Source organism: Cohaesibacter marisflavi (genome assembly GCF_963665895.2).
Lineage (GTDB): Bacteria > Pseudomonadota > Alphaproteobacteria > Rhizobiales > Cohaesibacteraceae > Cohaesibacter > Cohaesibacter marisflavi.
In genome coordinates, this window is sequence record NZ_OY762534.1 from 1,285,236 (window position 1) to 1,306,449 (window position 21,214).

17 protein-coding genes are annotated in these 21,214 nt (G+C 50.8%); 5 read left to right on the forward strand and 12 right to left on the reverse strand.

Annotation, left to right across the window (positions count from 1 at the left end; genetic code table 11):
- Window positions 1–113: 113 nt before the first annotated feature.
- The gene (gene argE / locus ACKPCT_RS06930) at window positions 114–1,271 is read right to left on the reverse strand and encodes an acetylornithine deacetylase (protein ID WP_090074728.1); all 1,158 of its coding nucleotides are present in this window, start codon (window positions 1,269–1,271) and stop codon (window positions 114–116) included.
- 191 nt (window positions 1,272–1,462) lie between these two features.
- On the opposite strand from argE, the gene ACKPCT_RS06935 reads away from it, so the two are divergent.
- Window positions 1,463–2,332, forward strand: coding sequence for a LysR substrate-binding domain-containing protein (locus ACKPCT_RS06935; protein WP_210186809.1), 870 nt, complete (start codon window positions 1,463–1,465; stop codon window positions 2,330–2,332).
- A 71-nt stretch (window positions 2,333–2,403) separates the two neighbouring features.
- On the opposite strand, the gene ACKPCT_RS06940 is transcribed toward ACKPCT_RS06935, so the two are convergent.
- A complete protein-coding gene (locus tag ACKPCT_RS06940) occupies window positions 2,404–3,453 on the reverse strand; it encodes a lipoate--protein ligase family protein (RefSeq protein WP_319568773.1) in 1,050 nt (349 codons plus the stop codon).
- 243 nt (window positions 3,454–3,696) lie between these two features.
- Here ACKPCT_RS06940 and ACKPCT_RS06945 point away from each other — a divergent pair, with 243 nt between their 5' ends.
- Both ACKPCT_RS06945 and ACKPCT_RS06950 read left to right on the forward strand, forming a co-directional pair.
- The gene (locus ACKPCT_RS06945) at window positions 3,697–4,161 is read left to right on the forward strand and encodes a MarR family winged helix-turn-helix transcriptional regulator (protein ID WP_319568774.1); all 465 of its coding nucleotides are present in this window, start codon (window positions 3,697–3,699) and stop codon (window positions 4,159–4,161) included.
- On the forward strand, window positions 4,158–5,558 hold the full coding sequence (locus ACKPCT_RS06950) for an MATE family efflux transporter (RefSeq protein ID WP_319568775.1): 1,401 nt from the start codon (window positions 4,158–4,160) through the stop codon (window positions 5,556–5,558). The genes ACKPCT_RS06945 and ACKPCT_RS06950 overlap by 4 nt, the downstream gene beginning before the upstream one ends.
- A gap of 97 nt (window positions 5,559–5,655) precedes the next feature.
- Here the strand turns inward: ACKPCT_RS06950 and ACKPCT_RS06955 are convergent, their stop codons facing one another.
- The 10 genes from ACKPCT_RS06955 to ACKPCT_RS07000 all read right to left on the reverse strand — a co-directional run bounded on the left by ACKPCT_RS06955 (window position 5,656) and on the right by ACKPCT_RS07000 (window position 17,423).
- On the reverse strand, window positions 5,656–6,831 hold the full coding sequence (locus ACKPCT_RS06955; RefSeq protein WP_319568776.1) for a MalY/PatB family protein: 1,176 nt from the start codon (window positions 6,829–6,831) through the stop codon (window positions 5,656–5,658).
- Window positions 6,832–7,720: 889 nt separating this feature from the next.
- Window positions 7,721–8,776: an aldose epimerase family protein gene (locus tag ACKPCT_RS06960; RefSeq protein ID WP_319568777.1), complete on the reverse strand. Its 1,056-nt coding sequence runs from the start codon at window positions 8,774–8,776 to the stop codon at window positions 7,721–7,723.
- A gap of 247 nt (window positions 8,777–9,023) precedes the next feature.
- Window positions 9,024–11,018, reverse strand: a complete 1,995-nt coding sequence (tkt, locus tag ACKPCT_RS06965) for a transketolase (RefSeq protein WP_319568778.1) — start codon at window positions 11,016–11,018, stop codon at window positions 9,024–9,026.
- Between the two features lie 18 nt (window positions 11,019–11,036).
- A complete protein-coding gene (locus ACKPCT_RS06970; protein ID WP_090074720.1) occupies window positions 11,037–11,381 on the reverse strand; it encodes a RidA family protein in 345 nt (114 codons plus the stop codon).
- Between the two features lie 83 nt (window positions 11,382–11,464).
- The gene (locus ACKPCT_RS06975; RefSeq protein ID WP_319568779.1) at window positions 11,465–12,484 is read right to left on the reverse strand and encodes a Gfo/Idh/MocA family protein; all 1,020 of its coding nucleotides are present in this window, start codon (window positions 12,482–12,484) and stop codon (window positions 11,465–11,467) included.
- Window positions 12,481–13,368 carry a sugar phosphate isomerase/epimerase family protein gene (locus ACKPCT_RS06980; RefSeq protein WP_319568780.1) on the reverse strand — a complete coding sequence of 296 codons (888 nt, stop codon included), beginning with the start codon at window positions 13,366–13,368 and terminating at the stop codon, window positions 12,481–12,483. Before ACKPCT_RS06980 ends, ACKPCT_RS06975 begins: the two co-directional genes overlap by 4 nt.
- A gap of 28 nt (window positions 13,369–13,396) precedes the next feature.
- Window positions 13,397–14,227, reverse strand: coding sequence for a carbohydrate ABC transporter permease (locus tag ACKPCT_RS06985; RefSeq protein WP_210186808.1), 831 nt, complete (start codon window positions 14,225–14,227; stop codon window positions 13,397–13,399).
- On the reverse strand, window positions 14,227–15,138 hold the full coding sequence (locus ACKPCT_RS06990) for a carbohydrate ABC transporter permease (protein ID WP_210186807.1): 912 nt from the start codon (window positions 15,136–15,138) through the stop codon (window positions 14,227–14,229). Before ACKPCT_RS06990 ends, ACKPCT_RS06985 begins: the two co-directional genes overlap by 1 nt.
- 153 nt (window positions 15,139–15,291) lie before the next feature.
- The gene (locus ACKPCT_RS06995; RefSeq protein ID WP_090074715.1) at window positions 15,292–16,512 is read right to left on the reverse strand and encodes an ABC transporter substrate-binding protein; all 1,221 of its coding nucleotides are present in this window, start codon (window positions 16,510–16,512) and stop codon (window positions 15,292–15,294) included.
- 212 nt (window positions 16,513–16,724) lie between these two features.
- Window positions 16,725–17,423 carry a GntR family transcriptional regulator gene (locus ACKPCT_RS07000; RefSeq protein ID WP_210186806.1) on the reverse strand — a complete coding sequence of 233 codons (699 nt, stop codon included), beginning with the start codon at window positions 17,421–17,423 and terminating at the stop codon, window positions 16,725–16,727.
- A gap of 189 nt (window positions 17,424–17,612) precedes the next feature.
- Here ACKPCT_RS07000 and ACKPCT_RS07005 point away from each other — a divergent pair, with 189 nt between their 5' ends.
- Window positions 17,613–18,710 carry an ABC transporter ATP-binding protein gene (locus tag ACKPCT_RS07005; protein ID WP_090074714.1) on the forward strand — a complete coding sequence of 366 codons (1,098 nt, stop codon included), beginning with the start codon at window positions 17,613–17,615 and terminating at the stop codon, window positions 18,708–18,710.
- Between the two features lie 379 nt (window positions 18,711–19,089).
- On the forward strand, window positions 19,090–21,177 hold the full coding sequence (locus ACKPCT_RS07010) for a CAP domain-containing protein (RefSeq protein WP_319568781.1): 2,088 nt from the start codon (window positions 19,090–19,092) through the stop codon (window positions 21,175–21,177).
- The last annotated feature ends 37 nt before the right edge of the window (window positions 21,178–21,214 follow it).

The following is a 21,214-nucleotide window of genomic DNA, read 5'->3' on the forward strand; positions in this document are numbered from 1 at the left end:
GTTCCCTTTTTTATAAAAGATAACGAATTTTGCTCGGTGGGTTGCAGTTTGTTACGCGATCACATTTTGTACAAGGCCAAATACCACTTTTGTACAAGCGACCTTCATGTGATTCAGCTTTTTGTCTGAAGCACGATCAATTTGGTGATAAAATCCACGGCCTTGTCGACTTCAGAAACTTTTAAAAACTCATTGGCTTTGTGGGCCTGATCAATTGACCCCGGCCCGCAAACTATGGTTGACACTCCAGCTTCCTGGAATTGTCCACCCTCGGTACCATAGGGCACGACGCTACCGGTATTCTGGCCGGTCAGATGACGGCAGATCGCTTCAGCGGCGCCCTCCTCTTCGGGTGCCAATGGGGGCGCAGCGGCAATCACTTCGGTGACGATGTCACAGCCCGGAGCAACCTTGCGCATTTCTTTGAGCAGTTCAGCACAGTAGGCATCGAAACGATCCTTGATGTCGCTGATCTTGTCCCACGGCATATCGCGCACATCCCAATAGAAGGAGCAATCGCGGGAAACGATGTTTGGCGCAGTGCCACCCTCGATCATGCCAACATGCACCGTCGTGTATGGAGGCTCGAAGCCGCTGTCTGGGAAGCTGTGTTCCTTATAGAAATTAAGCTGACCTTCGAGAAAGCAGACCAGTTTCGCGGCTGTCATAACAGCGCTCACGCCCAAGTGGATCTTTGAAGAATGGGCTTCCTGTCCGGTGACGGTCGTCTTGAAAACGTTGATACCCTTATGAGCGTTGACCATCTTCATGAGGGTTGGCTCACCGACAATGGCGGCGGCCGGTTTTGGCACCTGCTTGACAATTTCCTCAATCATGAATGGTGCGCCGACGCAGCCGATTTCTTCATCATAGGAAAGCGCGAGAATGATTGGCTTCTTGAGGTCAGCCTTGACCATTTCCGGAACAAGCGAAAGATTGATGGCAGAAAAGCTCTTCATATCAGCCACGCCACGGCCGTAGAGATAGCCGTCTTTTTCGACGACAGTGAAGGGATCCGTATCCCAAGGCTGCCCCTCTACAGGCACGCAATCTGTATGGCCACTCAGGATAATGCCGCCTTCAACTTTCGGACCGATCACAGCAAAAAGATTGGCCTTGGTCTTGTCATCATTATAAACAAGAGTGCTCTCGATATCGAAGCCGGCCAAATAATCTTTGACATAATTGATCAGTTCGAGATTTGACTTTGCTGAGTTGGTATCAAAAGACACCAGTTTGGAAATGAACTCGATTGCTTTTTTTTGTGTCACTTCAGTTGTCCTGTGGCGCTCGAAATATTGTTATTATTATACATATGGATAATTAGCAGCAGCATAATGTCAAATCGAATTTTTTTTGTCTTCTATGCGTAGATGCTATACCCTGTCAATAATATCATTCGCTCTTTATGAAAAATGGACCGCCCATGCGACTACGACAGATTGAAGCATTCAGAGCCACGATGAATACCGGCACCATCACAGGTGCGGCAAACATGATGGCGGTTACACAACCCTCCGTTAGTCGTCTGATTGCGGATCTTGAAATCAATTTGGGATTTCGGTTGTTTGAACGAAAGGGAAGCCGACTGCAACCAACGGAAGAAGCGCTTCGTTTCTATCAGGAGGTCGAGCGAACATTTGCCGGAATTGATCAACTTGAAGCTGTAGCAGATCGAATTCGTCAGGAGCAGATGGGTCTGTTGAGTGTCTTTTCGACGCCCGCTCTTGCGACTTCCCTCATGCCGAAAGTTCTAAAAAACTTCCACCAATTATACCCAGAAACTAAAGTGCGCCTTGAAGTACGCATGCCCATGGAAATTTTTTCACAGCTCCAGTCGAGTGCAGGAGACGTCGGTGTTTCCAATCATGCCGCCGAGTTGCCGGGTGTCATACAAGAGCCTCTCTACGATGCGGCTTTTGTTTGTGTATTGCCAAAAGACCACCGTCTGGCAAAAAAGGACGTCATAAACCATGGCGATCTTGATGGAGAGACCCTGATCGGACTTTCGGCTGAGGGACCGCTCAACTGGAATAAGATTTTCAAGAATTTTCGAGAAAAGGGCATCGAGAACTATAACTGGATTTCGACGCAACATGCAGAGGCTGGCTATGCGTTGGTTTCCGAGGGCTTGGCAATTGGTGTGTTGGAGCCATTTTCGGCAAAACGCTGGGAAGGCATTGGGGTCGTCGTTCGTCCACTCAGACCCAAGATCTGTTTTTCATTCTCCATTTGCTTTTCAGCAAACAAAGCCAAATCATCCGTTGCCCAAGACTTCGCCAAGCTCGTTCGTCAGCAGCTCGCAGATGAGCCTCCTCTTTATCAGGATTAGGCCAGCTTACTAAGGGCACCGGTTAACCGCCCCTGATAGGGTATAATTAGAGGCGGTTTACCTGTTTTAGATTATGGGATTTGGTTCAGCCATTCTTCGGTGCTGAATTTTTCGGCCACAAGCTTTTCCGCAGCAGCATATTCTTCTGGTGTTATACCGCTCTCGGCTCCACCATTCAGGGACATGAAAGTTTGCTTCATGTGGTCGATTACGGCCCGTCTCTCCATGCCAGTCTGGCTCTTGACCGGATCGACACGCTTTGCAGCGCTCGCAGTGCCTTTGTCCGAGAGTTTTTCACGCCCGATGCGCAACACTTGCATCATCTTGGAGGCATCCATGTCGTAAGCCATCGTTACGTGGTGCAACACCGTATTGCGCTGATAGCGCTTTTGTGCTGCGCCGCCAATCTTGCCCTTAGAGCTGGTGATATCGTTGAGTGGCTTGTAAAAGGCGTCGATCCCCATTTCATTGAGCGCCTTAAGTACCCAATTATCAAGAAAAGCGTAGGAATCGGCAAAGCTCATATCGGCTACGAGGTCTGTTGGCGCATATAGAGAATAGGTGATGGCGGTCCCCTTCTCCACGAACATGGCCCCTCCACCCGTCACACGGCGAATGACTTCCACGTCATGCTCTTTGGTCGCGCCCAAATCGACTTCGTTCCTCAGGGACTGGAATTTACCGATGATAATCGCAGCCCGATCCCATTCCCAGAAGCGTAGTGTTGGAGCGCGGCGACCAGAAGCAACTTCTTGTGCGAGTACATCATCCAGTGCCAAATGCATAGCGGGAGGCACCGCGCCGCTATCAATGATCTGCCACTCGTAATCGCGCCATGTTTTGCTGACACCAAGAGCACGGCGCACGGCGATAGCGACAGATTCTGGTGTAAAGCCGATCATCGCAACATCACTATCGAGCTTGGCATTGATCGCCTTGGCCATCTCTTCGACGGATGCACTAGCCGACACGCCTTCAAGGGATGCACATATATCGTCCAAAGCTTCCGCAGGTTCGAGGAAAAAGTCACCGGCGATCTGTACGTCGCTCAAAGCGCCATCTTTAACCTCGACGTCGGCGACGACTAGTTTCCCGCCATGTACCTTATATTCACCATGCATGAAATGTCTCCTGTAAAGCTCTGAATTCACTATTCGCTCAAGCGCGGGCAACCTAGGCTTAAATAGGAACCCGAGCAAGATTTTTCAGGGTCCCCCTTTTTAAAACCTGCTGCGCATTTTCTGCATAAGAGCTAACCATCCTTTATATTCGTGTGATTTGGACATGAAATCCGCCCCATCTTCATTGAAAAGACATTATTCCAGCATTAAATGTAGCACGCTACACAATCTCCGGAGGGCGCAATGTCCGAATTTGCTGGTGTCGGTTTCATTCTCAAACAGATCAACGACAAGCTAAGCCAATATATGAATAACGAGCTTCAGCCGTTTGGTCTAACCATGACGCAAGCCAAGTTTTTGCGCTTTCTCAATAGCCGAAAAGGCATGGATACGTCCCAAAAGGACATCGAGGACTATTTCGACATTGCCCACTCCACCGTTATTGGCGTTTTGAGGCGCCTTGAACAAAAAGAGTTGGTTACCTTTGTCGATGATCCCAAAGACCGAAGGAAGAAGCTGGTCATCCTCCTGCCAGCTGAACAAAAAATCCACGACCAGGTTCAAAGAGCCAAAAAGCGGATTGACGAACAAATGTTAAAAGGCATGACACAAGACCAGATTGAAGCGCTGGAAAAGAGCCTGAAGCAGCTTCACGACAATATTCTGGACTTGACACATAACAATAAGAACGGACCGCACGAGATATGAAACCGCAAGACCTATCCAAAGAGAACTATCTCTTCGAGAGAATGCCCGTCCCTCGAGCCATTCTCATGAACGCCCTGCCAACCATTGCCGGCATGGTTGTCATTCTTGTCTATAACATTGCCGACACCTTCTTTGTTGGCCAAACCAACGATCCATTTCAGGTAGCTGCCGTTTCGCTAGCAACGCCCGTTTTTCTACTATTCATGGCAACGGGTAACTTAATTGGCATTGGTGGTACATCCGTCATTTCCAGGGCGTTTGGTGAAAAACGCCCCGAATTTGCCAATCACGTCAGTTCCTTCTGCTTTTACGCGGCGTGGCTCGTAGGGATTGTCTTTGCGACAGTCTTCCTGTTTTGCATGCCTCAAATCTTGCAAGCGATTGGGGTGAGCGGCAACACGATCGTGCCGACACGTGACTATCTGACCTATGTGGCTCCCAGTGCGCCTTTTGTGATCATGAGTGTTGCCTTCGGCAATATCGTCCGCTCTGCAGGCAAGGCAAAGGAAGCAATGTTCGGCATGATGTTGGGCACGGGGCTCAACATCATTCTCGATCCTATCTTCATTCTCTATTTTGATATGGGCGTTGGCGGGGCAGCTATCGCGACGCTGATTGGCAACGTTGTTTCGGCCTACTATTTCTGGCGTCTGGTATCGGGTGGCAAAACGTCCCTTTCCATCAGCTTTGCCGACTTCCGCATTCGCGGCGTCATCCTGCCCGTTATCTCCATTGGTATCCCGGCTGCTCTAAACAACGTCCTTATGAGCACCTCAATCATCGTTCTCAACAATGTGCTGTCGAGCTATGGCGACATTGCTGTCGCAGCAATGGGCGTCGCAACAAAGGTGTCGATGATAGCAGTGCTGTTGCAGATCGGGCTTGGTGTCAGCATTCAGCCGTTGTTGGGCTATAACTATGGAGCCAAGAATGCAGAGCGCTTTCGTGCAATCTTGCAGACAACGATCATTTATGCTCTGGTCATGGGCTCAGTGTTGACACTGGCTAGCTGGCTTGGGTCTGGCTATATCGTCAATGCCTTTATCGAAGATCAGGCGGTTTATGATCAAGGCGTACGCTTTGTCAAAGCCCTGCTACTGACAGGTCCCGTCATTGGCATCATGTTTGTCTATATCAACACTCTACAGGCAATGGGGGCCGCTAAGGAGTCACTTATTCTTTCAATCAGCCGACAGGGCTTCATCTTCATCCCGATGATCTTTACACTGAACTATTTCTTCGGGCTCTCTGGCGTGGTTTACGCCCAGCCTGTAGCAGATGTCATGGCCATCCTGATTTCGATTGCTCTGGTTTATCCGCATTTGGCGAAATATCTGCCCGAGAGCGAAACCGTAAGCAACCAACCTGCTGACTATGAAAGCCAACCAGCGCACTAGATGACTCTAGGCTTTCAAGATAAGATGACAAAGCCCCCAATGGATATCCATCCACGGGGGCTTAATGTTGTCTGGAGGCTTTTCCCCAAGGCTTTAATCAGCCCTTGTTGTTTGCCTTGAGTGCTCTGAAGACACGGTCAATCAACTCGTTGAGGATTTGTGGTGAGGTTGCATAGTTGAAGCGGACAAATTGTTCGTATCCCTCGCCGAAATTGGCACCGTCGCCACCAACCACACGGCCTGTATCGCGCAAATAAGTAAAGGCTGAAGATGGCAGATCCAACGTGGAGAAATCAGCCCAACCCAGATAAGTTGCCTCGGGTTTGATCAACCCCACTTCCGGCATCTCACGTGCAAATCGATCAACAAAGAGGTTCCGGTTTGCTTCGAGCTGAGCCAACGCTTCCGCGAACCAGACATCGCCCTTCTCCCAAGCTGCGATGGTTCCCAACATACCACCAATGCCAGGGTGCCCTAAAAGCATCGGCGGCAGTTTTTGCGAAAAGCGATCCATGAGCGTCTTGCTGCCGAAATACATCACAGCGCAGCCCAGTCCGGGGATGTTGAATGTTTTGGAAGCCGATTGCAGCGTAACTGTCTGATCAGCCAATTCCGGGAACATCTTCAAGAAAGGCGTGTGCTTACGGCCATCAAAGAGAATGTCGCAGTGTATTTCATCTGAAATGACAACAAGTCCGTGCTCTTGGGCAAGTTTGGCAAGTGGCGCCAGCTCTTCCTTGGAAAAGACCCGCCCCGTTGGGTTATGGGGATGGCATAGCAGCAGGATCTTTACATCTGATGTGATCTGCCTTTTTAGCCCTTCGATATCTAGCTCATAGCGACCATCAACAACGGGCATGGCGTTGCAGACCGCGTTCCTTCCTGTTTGCTTGATGGCGGCAAGAAACATTGGGTAAGCAGGAATCTGAACAGAGACGCCCTCGCCCTTTTCGCTGAATGCGAAAACCGTTGCAGCAATCGCCTGAACGAGATTGGTCACCGGTAAAACCGTCTCGGTATCGACACCCCAATCAAATTTTCTTTGCATGCGATCCTGGAAGGCCTTCTTCAATTGCGCTTCGGGGCCGTGGGGGCCATGAGAAGAATAGCCGAAGCGCTGATGATCAACGGCTTCTTGCAACGCCTCGAGGATGACAGGTGCTACGGCAAAATCCATTTCGGCAGGATTGGACGGTACAATGTCTTCATCAAAATCAACCCACTTACCGCTTGCCCGCAATCGCAAGCTCTCGATATTCAGACATTCAAACATGGCTATCCTTTCGCATTTTCATAATTGAGCAATCAGATATAGGTATGAGAAAATATGATGGTAGGCAATGGGGACTGTCGGATCTGTCGCCAAAGGCGAGGCTGAAGTATCCGAGTCTACCCGTAAGGACAGTTTATCGCATCGGGGCTATTTGAAAGCCGGTTATCAGGCAATTGTCACAAGATTTTGGGTGACGACTAAAATTTCTGCAGTTTTCCAATTCGTGCCTGATATTCAGACATTTACCATACATCCACACACTATTGACTCGCTATTGGGGTCGAATTTCTGCCAATTGGTTAGAAATACGCAAATGATCGCCCAACGCACATCGTGCACAAATTATATTCATCACTAGAAACAAACACCTAAAGAAAGTATTCGCGAATTGTCCCCGCTTGACAGAACGGCTCTAAAGTAGTTGATTATACGCATGACACATCGTTTTGATGTCTCTCCAAATGTTGAATATTTATATTACTCTCCACCATTAAGCAGTCGTTGCCCGCGAGAATTTTACAGTAACCTAATTATAGAGTATCCACAAAACTACTTTTAAAAATTTACATTTTTATTATATATTACAAAAAACAAGAATTATATTAACACTCTACTTTGAATTTGAATTCAAATTCAGGATGACCTCAATTTTGCCAAAAAAATGGCAAGCTGCGGAGGAACAATTTCCCTTACCAATAGAATTAAAGCTTGGCTCTCAAGGAAGGGAAATATAGTGCAGCTTGCCAGTTGGATTGGTGAGGTTGGGAGGTCCGCCCCTCACCATAGGAAGATCGTTTGTCAGGCGATATGTGAGGCCACGATTTAGGCGGCCAGACACGAAATCGTTCTTTGTTTTGCGATGCCAGTTATCTTTGGCGGGACGCAATTGCTAGACTGACATATTCTTAGAAAAGACGAATTTCATGCGATTGCTGTAGGTCTCACCGGGTTTGAGAACCACCGAAGGAAACTCGGGGTGATTGGGCGAATCCGGATAATGTTGCGTTTCAAGCGCAAAGCCGGGATAGGTTTCATACAGCGCACCGCTCTTCCCCTTTGTTGGCTGATCCTTGAAATGATTGGCCGTATAGAATTGTACGCCGGGCTGGTTTGAGTAGAGTTCAAATCCCCGTCCACTGGCAGGATCGGCCGCTTTCGCAGTCAACCGCATCTTTCCGTCATAAACCGCGTGGCACAGATTGTGATCATATCCTCCATCCGGCCAAGCATCGGCAATATTGTCGCCAATGGCGTGGAGTTTGTTGAAGTCAAACGGAGTTCCCTTGACAGGCACAATCTCACCGGTTGGGATTTTTTCTGGTGTTACGAGTGTGTAGCGGTCAGCGAGGATGCAGAGCTGCTGGTCTTCGACACTGCCGCTGGCATGTCCTGCCAAATTCCAATAGCCATGATAGATAATGTTTATAATGGTAGTCTTGTCGGTTGTCGCTTCCATTGTCAGCTCAAGCGAGCCCATGCAATCAACACGATAGGTCGCCGTCACCTCGACAGTACCGGGATAGTTCTGATCGCCATCGGGACTATACATGCGGAAGGTAACGGAATTGTCTTCAGCATTTGGCTCCGCCTGCCAGAGGCGCTTGCCATAGCCGGGCAAGCCGCCATGCAAATGGTGGGGACCACTGTTTGTAGGTAGCTGAATATCTTTCCCTTCCAGCGTAAATTTGCCCAGATTGATCCGGTTTGAAAAGCGGCCGCATATTGCGCCAGCATTGCCCGGATTATCTATATAGCTCGCGGGATCATCATAGCCGAGCACGATGTCTTCGACTTTGCCGTTCCGGTCTGGGCGCAACACGCGCGTCAGGATGGCCCCATAGGTCATGACTTCGATGGTCGTTTCACCGCCGGTGATGCGATAGGCTTCGACATCCTTGCCATCGATCTTGCCAATCACTTCGTGCTCAATTGCTGAATTTGCCAAAACAATTCCTCCTCGCCCGGAAAGACGTTCATTTAAGGTGGGTCGCTTCGCATGAATTGAAACGGATGGCCCACCTGAATTATGACCGCGTTTTCCAGTACGGTACGTCCCTTTTTCGGGATTGATCTTGAATTTCAGATTGCCTCTATAAAGGACAGAGGCTGTCCTCTTTTCCGGAGGCCAGCGGTGTGCGCCGGCCTCCAGATTGTCAGATTGCAGATCTGCCAGTCTAATCGGCAGCCTCGCTTTAGAGGACAGATTTGACCGCTTCAGCAACCGCTTTGTCGGTAATGTTGAAGAAGTCATACAGCACAGCCGGAGGAGCAGACTCGCCGAAGGTGTCCAGGCCGACGCAAGCGCCTTCAAGCCCGACATATTTGCGCCAGTAGTCGGTATGAGCGGCTTCAACGGACACCCGCGGAATGCCTGCAGGCAAAACTTCCCTCTTGTAAGCCGCATCCTGACGATCGAACAGGTACGTGGATGGCATAGAAACAACGCGCGCGTTGATGCCTTCCTTGGCCAGAAGGGCCTGCCCTTTGAGGGCGATATCCATTTCGCCGCCCGTTGCGATGATTACCGCCTGCAGATCGCCTTTTTCTTCGCTGATGACATAGCCACCCCGTTTGATGGCATCGATCTGGGCGTCATTGCGTGCAAAGGCTGGGCAAACCTGACGGCTAAGAGACATTAGCGTCGGGGTCGTGTCATGTTCTAGAGCACATTCCCAAGCAACAGCAGCCTCTGTTGCATCGCATGGACGCCAGACATCGAGGTTCGGGATCATGCGCAGTGAGCCCAGATGTTCGATCGGCTGATGGGTTGGACCATCTTCGCCAACGGCGATAGAATCATGGGACAGTGCATAAATAACGCGCTGTTTCATGAGCGCACCCATACGAATGGCATTTCTCTGGTAATCCGAGAAAGTAACATAGCCGCCACCAAACGGGATAAGACCGCCATGCAAGGCAAGACCGTTCATGATGGCACCCATGCCGAATTCGCGAATACCGGCAAAGAGGAAGTTGCCTCCATCTTCAGGGGTAATGGCTTTGCAGTCATCCCAGATGGAAAGGCACGAGCAAGCAAGGTCTGCGGACGCACCGATCAGCTCTGGCAGTTCTTTGGCGATCATGGTGATTGCCTTGTGACTGGCCATCCGAACCGGCATTTCTTCCTGAGCCTTGGCGGTTTCCGCGATGTAAGCCTTCATCTTATCGGCAAAATCAGCAGGCACTTCACCGGCCATGCGACGTTTGTAGCTTGCGGCTTCTGAGGGGAACGCTTTTTCATAGGCTGCGAAAGCGTCATTCCAAGCGGCTTCTGCTGCAGCTCCTTCATCGACAGCACTCATTTCGTCATAGACTTCCTGAGGAATTTCGAATGCAGGATAGGTCCAGCCCATCAGCTTGCGTGCGTTGGCGATTTCTTCGTCGCCTAACAGATTGCCATGACAGGCAGCAGTGCCACCAACAGTCGGAGCGCCCTTGCCGATGGTGGTTTTGCAGCAGATCAGGGTCGGCTTGTCGCTCTGTTTTTTCGCTTCAGCAACAGCAGCTTCAACAGCTTCGATGTCATGCCCATCAATGTCACGAATAACATTCCAGCCATAGGCTTCGAAACGCTTCGGAGTATCATCTGTAAACCAGCCTTTCACCTCACCATCAATGGAAATGCCGTTATCGTCGTAAAGCGCGATAAGCTTGCCAAGACCTAGGGTTCCTGCGAGCGAGCAGGCTTCATGGGAGATGCCTTCCATCATGCAGCCATCGCCAAGGAACACATAGGTGTTGTGATCAACGATGGTGTGGCCCGGCCGGTTATATTCAGCAGCCAAAACCTTTTCGGCAAGCGCCATGCCGACAGCGTTGGCAATGCCCTGTCCGAGAGGTCCGGTGGTTGTTTCAATGCCTGGCGTTACACCATATTCCGGATGCCCTGGCGTTTTGCTGTGTAGCTGACGGAAATCCTTGATGTCGTCCATGGTAACGTCATAGCCGGTGAAATGCAGCAGACTATAAATCAGCATGGAACCATGACCGTTGCTGAGCACAAAGCGGTCGCGGTTGTCCCATTTTGGATTTTTGGGGTTGTGTTTGAGATGACCTTTCCAAAGGGCAACCCCCATTTCAGCCATGCCCATAGGCATGCCGGGGTGGCCTGATTTGGCGTTCTGGACTGCATCAGCCGAAAGGAACCTGATTGCGTTTGCGAGAACAGTTGGGGCTTTATCTGCCATTTTAAACCTCGTGGAGACTTACTTGTATGCCGTAACAAAAATTTCGATCAGGGTGTCGCCGCCCAAATCAGGAGAACAAAGTGTTGCGCGTGCAGGAAGATGCTCGGCTTCAAACCAGTCACCCCAGACTTCACTCATCTCGGCTTTCAGATCGAGACTGGCGAGATAGATGGTTGCGAACAGAACCTTGTTCTTGTCTGACCCTGCTTCGTGCAGATAGCCTTCCATCTTTTCGAGGGTTTCGAGCGTTTGCCCTTTGATATCCTTGCTGGTATCATCGCAAGCGGTACCGCCGACAAAGACAAATCCATCTTTCTCAACGACACGATGCAACACAGGGGTAGGAAGATATCTGTTTACCATGGTGTGTTTCCTTTCCTTGTTTGTGGGGGAATTGTCGCAATGCTTGTGGAAGGGCGCGGCAATTCCCTTGATCCTTTTTGGCGTTATTTCTTTTGTTTCTTGAACTCTTGCTCGATCAAAGCTGTCATGTGTTCGAGAGACGCCATCGCTACGACGCCATAGTGGATTTGCGGTGCGGCCGATGTCTCGCCCCTGAAGGCGGCGGCGGCATCGGCGATCAAAGCTGCATAGCCTTTGTGATCTTCGTTGGCTGCAGCAGTGAAGTTTGGCTCCCAACAGAGCGTATCAACGTTCGGATTGAGAGTGGCCTCCCTGTCATCCGCCTTGAATGGTGGGTGACGGAAATATTTGACATGGATGATATTCTGGATCTCGATCCGCTTGTGATCACCCATGATGATCATGCTTTCGGTAGGCGTTCCGCGTGATTGGGTTGTGCCCATTGCGACGGAGCCGATCGAACCATTTTCGCATTCGAAGCCGAGGTGAACGAGAATATGTCCCGGTTCCGAAACGTTGACGCGCACTGACAGATCTGCAAAGGGGGCCCCTGCCATCCATGGCAACAGATCCATATAATGCACGCAGTGATGCAGGTAGAAGCTTGAATAGTCGGCCTTGCCTGCAAAGTAAGCGGGCTCGTTCATATAGTAGCCAGAGAGCCCCATAATCGGCCCGAATTCAGGTGCTTTTAGAATATTCCTTGCGATGCGGTTGCCCGTTGCATAGCGTTTCATGAAGCCGACAACGACCGGCTTGCCAGCCTTGTCAGCGGCATCTGCAAGCTCTTGCGTGCTAGCCAGATCCTTTGCGGGTGGCTTTTCTATAAAGACGGGCAGCCCTTTTGCGAGAGCAGCAAGTGCGGCATCATGATGAACCTCTGGCCCGACAGCCATACCGATGGCATCAAGCCCCTTGTGATTAATCAGGTCGCGAAAATTGCCATAGGAAGCATCTGCACCATATTGCCATGCAGCCTTGGAGGCGGCCTGTTCGTTCAGATCGCAAACAGCAGCAATTCGTAGATCATTCTTAGCCAATTGCGGCATCAGCATTTGAGACGCGTGGCGGCCACAGCCAATCCAGCCGATATTGAGTGTCATCTTTGAAACTCCGCCATGTGGGCACATGCGCGCACCAGGTCTATTGAGGCAATCAGTTTCTGGCTTTCGTCTTCGTGAGGTGGGCGCCATTGAGCGATAGGCAAACCGATCCGGTCATCATCGCGCCGGAAGGGTTCGAGTGTAATCGGCCCTTGATAGTTTATGTCGCGAAGAGCCTTCATAATTTCTGGCCAGTTCATGTTTCCCGTACCGGGAAAGCCACGATGATTTTCATTTCCTTGGAAATAAACCAGTTTATCGCCTGCCAGCCGGATCGCATCAGGAATGGACCGCTCCTCGATGTTGGCGTGGAACGTGTCAAACAACAGACCAAGCGAAGGGTGATCCACCGCACTGATCACACGCATGGCCTGCGAAACCGTAGAAATCACGTCCGTTTCGTAGCGATTGAGGGGTTCGAGAGCGAGCAGGCAACCTGCTCCGTTGGCCAGGAGGGATAATTTGGACAAGGCCTCAATCACCCGCTGCTCTCTAGCTTTCATTTCCGCATCAGTGACGGGCGCGGGCGCCCGTCCTGCAAACACCATGGGAGCACCATACAATGGACCGCCAACCGAAATGGCGCCGACTGCATGCGCCAGATCGATGCAATATTTCAGATAGTCGGATCCCGCTAAGCGAATTGCTGGGTCTCCATCCGAAATAGAACGTGTAAGAGATACTCTTGCGGCCAGCGCAATGGTAAGACCAGCATCATCGAGCGCCTTTCTTACATCGCTTGCATCAAGCCCTTCTTCAGGTTCGGGAACCAACAGTTCTACCAGATCAAATCCGAGCTCTTTCATCCGGGCAAACAAGCCCAGATGCTCCCGCCTGAAGGGGCGGGCAAATTGCATCGATATGATTCCGATTGGGTTGTTCATTGTCTTGTCTCCATGGGGCACAAGGCCCCTACCCCTTCACTGCACCCTGGGTCATGCCGCTGATCAGACGTTTCTGAACGATCAGGAACAAGATGGTGGCTGGCAGAGCTCCGACGATACCGCCGGACGTCAACAGACCCCACTGCACTTCATATTCACCAATGAGCGTCTGGATGGCGACTGTGATCGGGCGCACATTGGAGCCCCCGAGAGACAGCGCATAAAGATACTCGTTCCAAGCGGTGATGAAGATATAGATGCCCGTTGCCACAATACCCGGCATGCAGAGCGGCAGAACCACCCGGCGCAATGCGCCCAGTCGCGAACATCCGTCTGTCATCGCGGCCTCATCAAGGGACTTGGGGATTCCATTGATGTAACTGGTCATCATCCAGACCGAGAAGGGAATAGCGACAGTGGAGTTCGCGATGATCAAAGCCAGATGGGTATCCAGCAGACCAAGCACACGCATCAACACGAACAGAGGCAGGATCAGCAGAACGATCGGGAACATGTTGATGATCAGAAACTGCGTCAGAAGGTATTTCTTGCCAAAGAAGCGGAAGCGCGAGAAGGAGTAAGCCGCCGTTACGCTCAGTGTTAGGCCCACGACAACCGTGCCCGCAGCCACAATGAAGGACGTGATCATATTGTCCAGAAAACCAACCGTCTCGAATAGGCGGATATAGTTTTCAAAGGTTGCCCCGATCAGGCTTGGCCCTTGGGTGAAGAGTTTGTCTTCCTGTGTCAGAGACGTCAGCATCATCCAGAGATACGGGCCCAAGGTGAAGAGCAGGATGACTACCATCGGCAGCTCAACAGTCAGAAAGCGACGGAGTTTGCTTTTATGGCTAACCATTATTTCGTGTCCTTTCCAACCTTGCGCAGATAAACCACAACAACGCCAAGAAGCATGATGGTGAAGAGCACTGCGAGAGACGATCCGTAACCGAAATCGAGATTGGTGCGCGCTTTGACGAAGGCATAAAGCGGCAATGTGTAGGTGGAGTAGCCCGGGCCACCGCCGGTCATCACGTAGATCACGTCAATGGAGTTGGCCACCCAGATCGTTCTCAGAAGGACCGCCGTCACCAGCACACCGGAGATGCCCGGCAGAGTAATGTGCCAGAATTGGCGCCACTTGCTGGCTCCGTCGATGGATGCGGCTTCATAGTAGCTTTTCGGTATGGATTGCAGGCCAGCAAGGATCATCACCGCGAAGAATGGGAACCCTTGCCAGGTGAGCGTGAGGATAATGGCATAAAGTGCGGTATCCGGATCAGCCAACCATGGTACGGAATCCTGAATGATGTTCATTCGAAGCAGGAAGTCGTTGAGGATACCGTAGTTGGAATCGTAGATCCAAACCCACATCAGGCCGATCACAACGGATGGCAGCGCCCAGGGAATGATGATGAGTGCACGCGCCAGAGGACGCCACGGAAATTCCTGGTTTAGCAGCAGCGCGGTTATGAGCCCAAGAAGGAGCTGGCTCGGGATGGTCAAGCCAATCCAGATCACCGTGTGCTTAAGAGAGATCCAGAAGACCTCATCGTTGAACGCGGCGAAGAAATTCTTCAGGCCAACGAAGCTGATAGCATTTGGTTTCCACAATACATAGTCATGCAGGCTCATCCAGGCCGCTTGCAGCATTGGGAAGAAAACAATTGCCAAGGTTACGATCACGGCGGGCGATAAAAGCGCATAAGGCAGTACGCGCTTAGCGAGCGCCGCGCGGCTCGATGGCCACTCAGATGCAGTCATAGTCATAGTCATTTCACCGGGTAGCGGGCCGGTGTCCTATGTGCCGCCATCCTGACATCTCCATCCAGGAGCAGATGTCCGACAGCGCAGAACCGGAGTCATTGGGGGATAGGTTCGGCCGAAATGAATTCGACCGAACCAATTGCATCTGCTCAATAATTAGTGATTGAACAGGGCTTCGATTTTCTCGTTCATTTCTTTAGCAGTGATTTCGCCTGTCAGGGCGCGCTGCATGTTGACCGGCCATTCGGTGTTCACGAAGTCGGACGTTTCCGGCCGGTTCGGAAGCATATGGGCGAACGGCAAGGATGCGACAGTCGCATCAACGAAACGCTTCGGATGCAAGGTCCAGTTTGCGGAGTCAGACTTGGTTACCGGCAGCTGGCCAGTGGACTCGTTAAACTCTTTGTTGTTGCCTTCGGAGGAAAGGAAAGCAATCCATTTCCAGGCAGCATCCTTGTTGGAAGCGGATGAGAAAACCGCCGTGGATTCATCCCCGAAGGAGGTCCAGCGACCGCCACCACATTCAGGCACGGTGGTTGCAGACACCTTATCACCCAAAGCGGCAACCATGTCGTTTGCAGAGCCGATATGGTGAATGGTCATTGCGGTTGTGCCAGCTTTGAATGCGCCGGTCACTTCCTTAAAACCATCATTTGGTGCAGATGGTGGGAAGACCTTGTCTTTCTCGAACAGGTCAACAACAAACTGCGTGCCAGCAACAGCTGCATCGTTTGTCAGACCACCCTTGTCAAAGCTTGCGCCTTCACGAGAGAGGACCATACTGCCCCAGTGATCATGACCACCCTTGCCACCACGGAAGCCGAAGCCGTAAACATCTTTGCGGCCGTCACCATTGGTGTCGCGGGTCAGTTTGATCGCAGCGTTGCGGAAGTCATCGCATGTTTTGGGTGGTTCAAGACCCAATTCCTTGAACATGTCTGCACGATAGTAGAGATACAGAACAACATACTGAACCGGCAGATAATATTGATTGCCATCAGGACCTTTGGTCAAATCGAACAGATTTTCCTGAATATCGCTCGCTCCATCCCATGCGGCGATACGATCATCAAGCGGCTCCAAGGCACCCATTTCAACCAAGCGGGGCTGAGCGTGCATTTTTACCATGGCGGCGTCTGGTGCGCTGCCTGCGATGATAGAGGTATAAAGGTTGTCGTAATAACTATTCCATGGAATATTTTCTGCCTCAATTTTGATACCAGGATTCTTGGCTTCAAATCTTGAGACAAGATCCGCCATAGGGTTGTCTGCATTATCAAAATGATACCAGAATTTCACAGTATCTTCTGCGTTTGCAGCTGAGCCGCAAACAAACATTGCCGCAGCAAGCGCTGCGACTGACAGTGATTTCTTCATCTTCTCCTCCGCTTTATACCGTGCAATCACGGCAAAGTGGTTTCCTCAATGCCCGTAGTATGACAAGAGAAGCCTCCCGCTCCTCCCGAGGCCGCTCGGGCTTCGGCCAACTCTTTCCCCGATCTTTCGATCTTCCTTCAAAGACAGCCCCTCTCCTGACTTATCCCTGAATGATAAAGCCGCCCTCCTTCCCTTCAGGCAGCGCGCAAATCCTACTCCTCTTCTTCCGTAATATCGGGCCCGAACTCCTCAATCGTGGTAACGTGGTGGGCCATGGCGGCGGTTGCCCCTTTGGCATCTCCCGCGGTCAAGGCGTCCAGAATTGCCTCATGTCGCACAGCTGTTTCGTACAGATCGCGTTGACTACCAGAATTCAAAATTTTGAAACGGTGGTTATGAATAAGGCAGCGCTGAAGAACCGGACGGACACTTGGCAGATCTGCAGCATCAAACAGGTTCAGATGAAACGCCCGGTCATGAATGGTCACCTGATAGACGTCGTCTTGCATCGCTGCACTTTTCATAGCCTCGATAATGTCGACCAGTTCGTTTTTGAGCAGCGCACCAAAGCGGCGCAAAACGCGCGACATGCTGCGCGACTCAATGTCTCGACGAATGCGGATCAGCTCGTGCGCATCATCCGCGCGCGCATCAGCAACGAATGTTCCGCGGTGAGAACGACGCTCTACCAGTCCATCATTGCTCAAGGCAATCAGAGCTTCACGCACCGTACTCTGGCTACAGGCGAAACGTTCGGCAATATCCATTTCCACAATGGTCGCCATGGGCGGCAGAGCACCCAGCATAATTTCACGCTGTAAATCTTCATAGACAGTGCGGCTTCGCTTCACACCGCGCTTTGGAGCTGCGACTGCGCCTCCTGCCATTTTATCAAGATTTCCGTTCGCCATTTTGTACCCAGAGCTTGCATCTCAGTTTCATTATCGATAATATAGCGATAATTAATCGATATGACAAGCCGACTTTTTGCAGTCTCTATCGATTGTCCCCCTCATCGGCACTGATGCCGACTATGGAGCCAATTTACACGTGGAATAGTCGGGGTTTACCGATCCCGGCAGGTCATCTGGGAGGAACTGATGGCGAGTATTAAGCTTGAACGTCTCATCAAGAACTATGGGACGTTTCGCGCGATCAAGGGTATTGATCTGGATATTGCGGATGGTGCATTTGTGACCTTTGTCGGGCCTTCCGGCTGCGGCAAATCGACCTTGTTGCGGATGGTTGCCGGGTTGGAGGAAATCTCGGGAGGCACCCTTAAAATCGACGATGAAGTGGTCAACGAACTGGAGCCTCGTGACCGTGATATCGCCATGGTTTTTCAGGATTATGCGCTTTATCCTCATATGTCTGTTGCGGAAAACATCGGCTTCGGACTCAAAATGCGCGGCATGGAGGCCGGTGAAATCAGCAAACGCGTAAAAGAGGCGGCAGATATTTTGCAAATTTCTCCCCTTCTGGAACGCAAACCGGGCCAGCTATCAGGTGGACAGCGCCAGCGAGTTGCCATGGGACGCGCCATTGTCCGCCGCCCGAAAGTCTATCTGTTTGACGAGCCTCTCTCCAACCTTGATGCCAAGCTGCGTGTTGATATGCGCACCCAAATCAAGCGTCTGCACAATCTTCTGGAAACGACCACCATCTATGTGACTCACGATCAGGTTGAAGCCATGACACTGGCTGACCACATCGTTATTCTCAAGGATGGAATCATCATGCAACAAGGCAATCCAGTCAGCGTTTATGAACGCCCGATCAGTCGGTTTGTTGGTGAATTCATCGGCTCTCCCAAGATGAACATTATTAGCGCGACCGTTTCACGCGACAGCGACAAGGTCAATTTCACCAATGAAGGCTTTGCCTTGAGTGTTTCGGCTTGCGAAAAGGCCGATGGTCAATTGATTGAAGTGGGTATTCGTCCGGAGCATCTCATTCCTTGCGATAAGGAGAATGCCTTGATTGCTGCGCGCGTTGACGTTTTGGAACCGCTGGGCTCGGACACGCATGCCATTTGTCTTGTTGGGAAGCAGGAATTGACGGCGCGCCTTGATCCTAGTCTTCGTCTCAGCCCCGGCGATACGCTCTATCTCAGAGCTGAGCCTGAAAAAATCCACTTCTTTGATCCAGAATCAGGAGATCGCCTGGAAATTGATGTGCCGCAGCAGGCTGCAGCCTGATAGTCGCTGGACAAGCAACCTATTTTACGACTTCTCCGTCCTCAACATAAGCTTGAGAAGCACTTAGACCAACTTAAAGTGGCTTGTTCCTGCAAGTCACTTTTTTCTTTGTTATGACAAAAGCAAGACGCACCCGGAAAATCTCTGTGTAATTGCACCTCAGCTCCCTGAATGTATATTCTAAGCATTCAATCAAACCGAGCAATAATCTACAATTTTCAATTTCTTTTTCTAAAAATCACCTGATTCTGTTCTCACTGCCATCACATTTATCAGTTAACACCGTTTCTTAAGATCCAAAATGCAACCCTAGCGTTTAGAATACGAAGGCGCAGAAAACCATCGTATCAATGAACCTACAGTCGGGAGAGTATCAGTCATGGCAGCGCCATCAGATTATGAACAACTCATGTTGGAACTGATCAACAGGGCTAGACTTGATCCTTTGGGGGAAGCTGCGCGCTATGGCATTGATTTGAACGCCGATCTTCCCGCCGGAACTATCAGCGCCAGCATCAAGCAGCCTTTGGCAATGAATGAAATTCTTATTGATTCTGCTCTTTCTCACAGCCAATGGATGCTAGATACCGACATTTTCTCGCATACCGGTGCCTATGGTAGTGATGCGGGAGATCGCATGGCCGATGCTGGATACTCATTCACCGGCTCATGGGCATGGGGAGAAAATCTCAGTTGGCGCGGCTCAACAGGCACTTATGATGCTGAAGAATTTGTCTATCTACAGCACCAAGGTCTTTTCCTCAGTGCAGGCCATCGCGAGAATACTCTCTATGACTATTTCAGGGAGGTGGGCATTGGTCAGCTCTATGGCGTATTCACCTACGCTGACAACGGAGTTGACTACAATGCCTCAATGACGACGCAGAATTTTGCGACATCCGGCTCTTCCTATTTTCTAACCGGAGTTGCCTTTGATGATGCCGACAACAATAATTTCTACTCCGTGGGAGAAGGACGCAATTATTTAGCCGTCTCGACTTCGGCGGGTACGGTGTGGTCCAGTCAGTCAGGCGGTTACAGCCAGCCAATATACAATGGGACCAATGCGATCACCTTTTCCGGAGGTGGTTTAAATGCGCCAATGACGGTTACGGTCAATGTGTCGAACGGCAACGTCAAGCTTGATGTCGTTGATGGGGATACCATCTGGAGTTCGGCTGATGTGATACTCGGAACCGGCGCCCACAAGCTCAAGCTTCTGGGTGCAGGCAATCTTTCCGCTACTGGCACTGCGCTTGATGACCAGCTTGAGGGTAACAAGGGGGACAATAGCCTCAAAGGAGAGGCTGGAGATGACACACTCTTTGGTCTGCTGGGGCAGGACAATCTTAACGGTGGCAGTGGCAACGACAGGCTCTTTGGCAATATAGGTAACGACACGCTTTTTGGCGGATTTGGCAATGACCTTCTCAATGGTGGGCAAAATGTAGACATCATGTATGGCGGCGCTGGAGACGACATCTATGTCGTTGATCACTCATCTGATAGTACACGCGAATTTGCCGGAGAAGGTGCTGACCTCGTACGGAGCTTCGTCAATTTCTCCTTGAAAAATGACGGCGCCTATATCGAGAATCTAACCCTCGTCGGAAAAACAGCAACAGACGGGACAGGAAACGCCCTCAGTAACGTCATCCGGGGAAATGCCACAGACAATACGCTCATTGGCAACAACGGGTTTGATCATCTCTATGGCCATATGGGCAATGATACGCTGAGAGGTGGCAACGGAGAAGACCGGCTGTTCGGCGGCCTTGGCAACGACAAGCTCTATGGTGGCAATCATAACGACGCCCTGTTTGGAAATCAGGGCAATGATGTTCTGTTCGGCTTTAATGGAAATGACATCCTCAATGGCGGCTTTGGGGACGACATCATATATGGCAATCAGCACAATGATACGCTCAACGGAGACAATGGCCACGACCGCCTTTATGGAAATCTAGGGTCTGATACCTTGCGTGGAGGTAACGGCAATGATTGGCTCTTTGGCGGCGTCGGCGATGACGTGATTTATGGCGGCAACCATGCCGATCATCTGTTTGGCAATCAGGGCAATGATTTTTTGCATGGCCGTCTGGGCATGGATACGCTCGTTGGAGGCCTCGGAACAGACCTGTTATATGCAGGGCAAGACCAGTTAAAGGACACATTTGTCTTCAGAACTGTTCAGGACAGCCAGCCGGGCACAGCGCGCGACAAGATATTCCAGTTTGAAACCACGCAGGATGTTATCGATCTCAGCCAGATTGATGCAGACACATCCAACGCTGGTGATCAGGATTTTTCTTATACCGGCACGATGGCATCAGCCAATTCTGTCTGGATCAGATATTCGGCGACAGATGCATTCATCTATGGCGACCATGACGGCGATGCTATTGCCGACTTTGAAATCCAGATCGTCGATGTCAATTCTCTGCGGCAAACAGACCTGATTTTGTAAAATTTCAGGCAGCTAGGTTCTGTTGACAAACTGGATT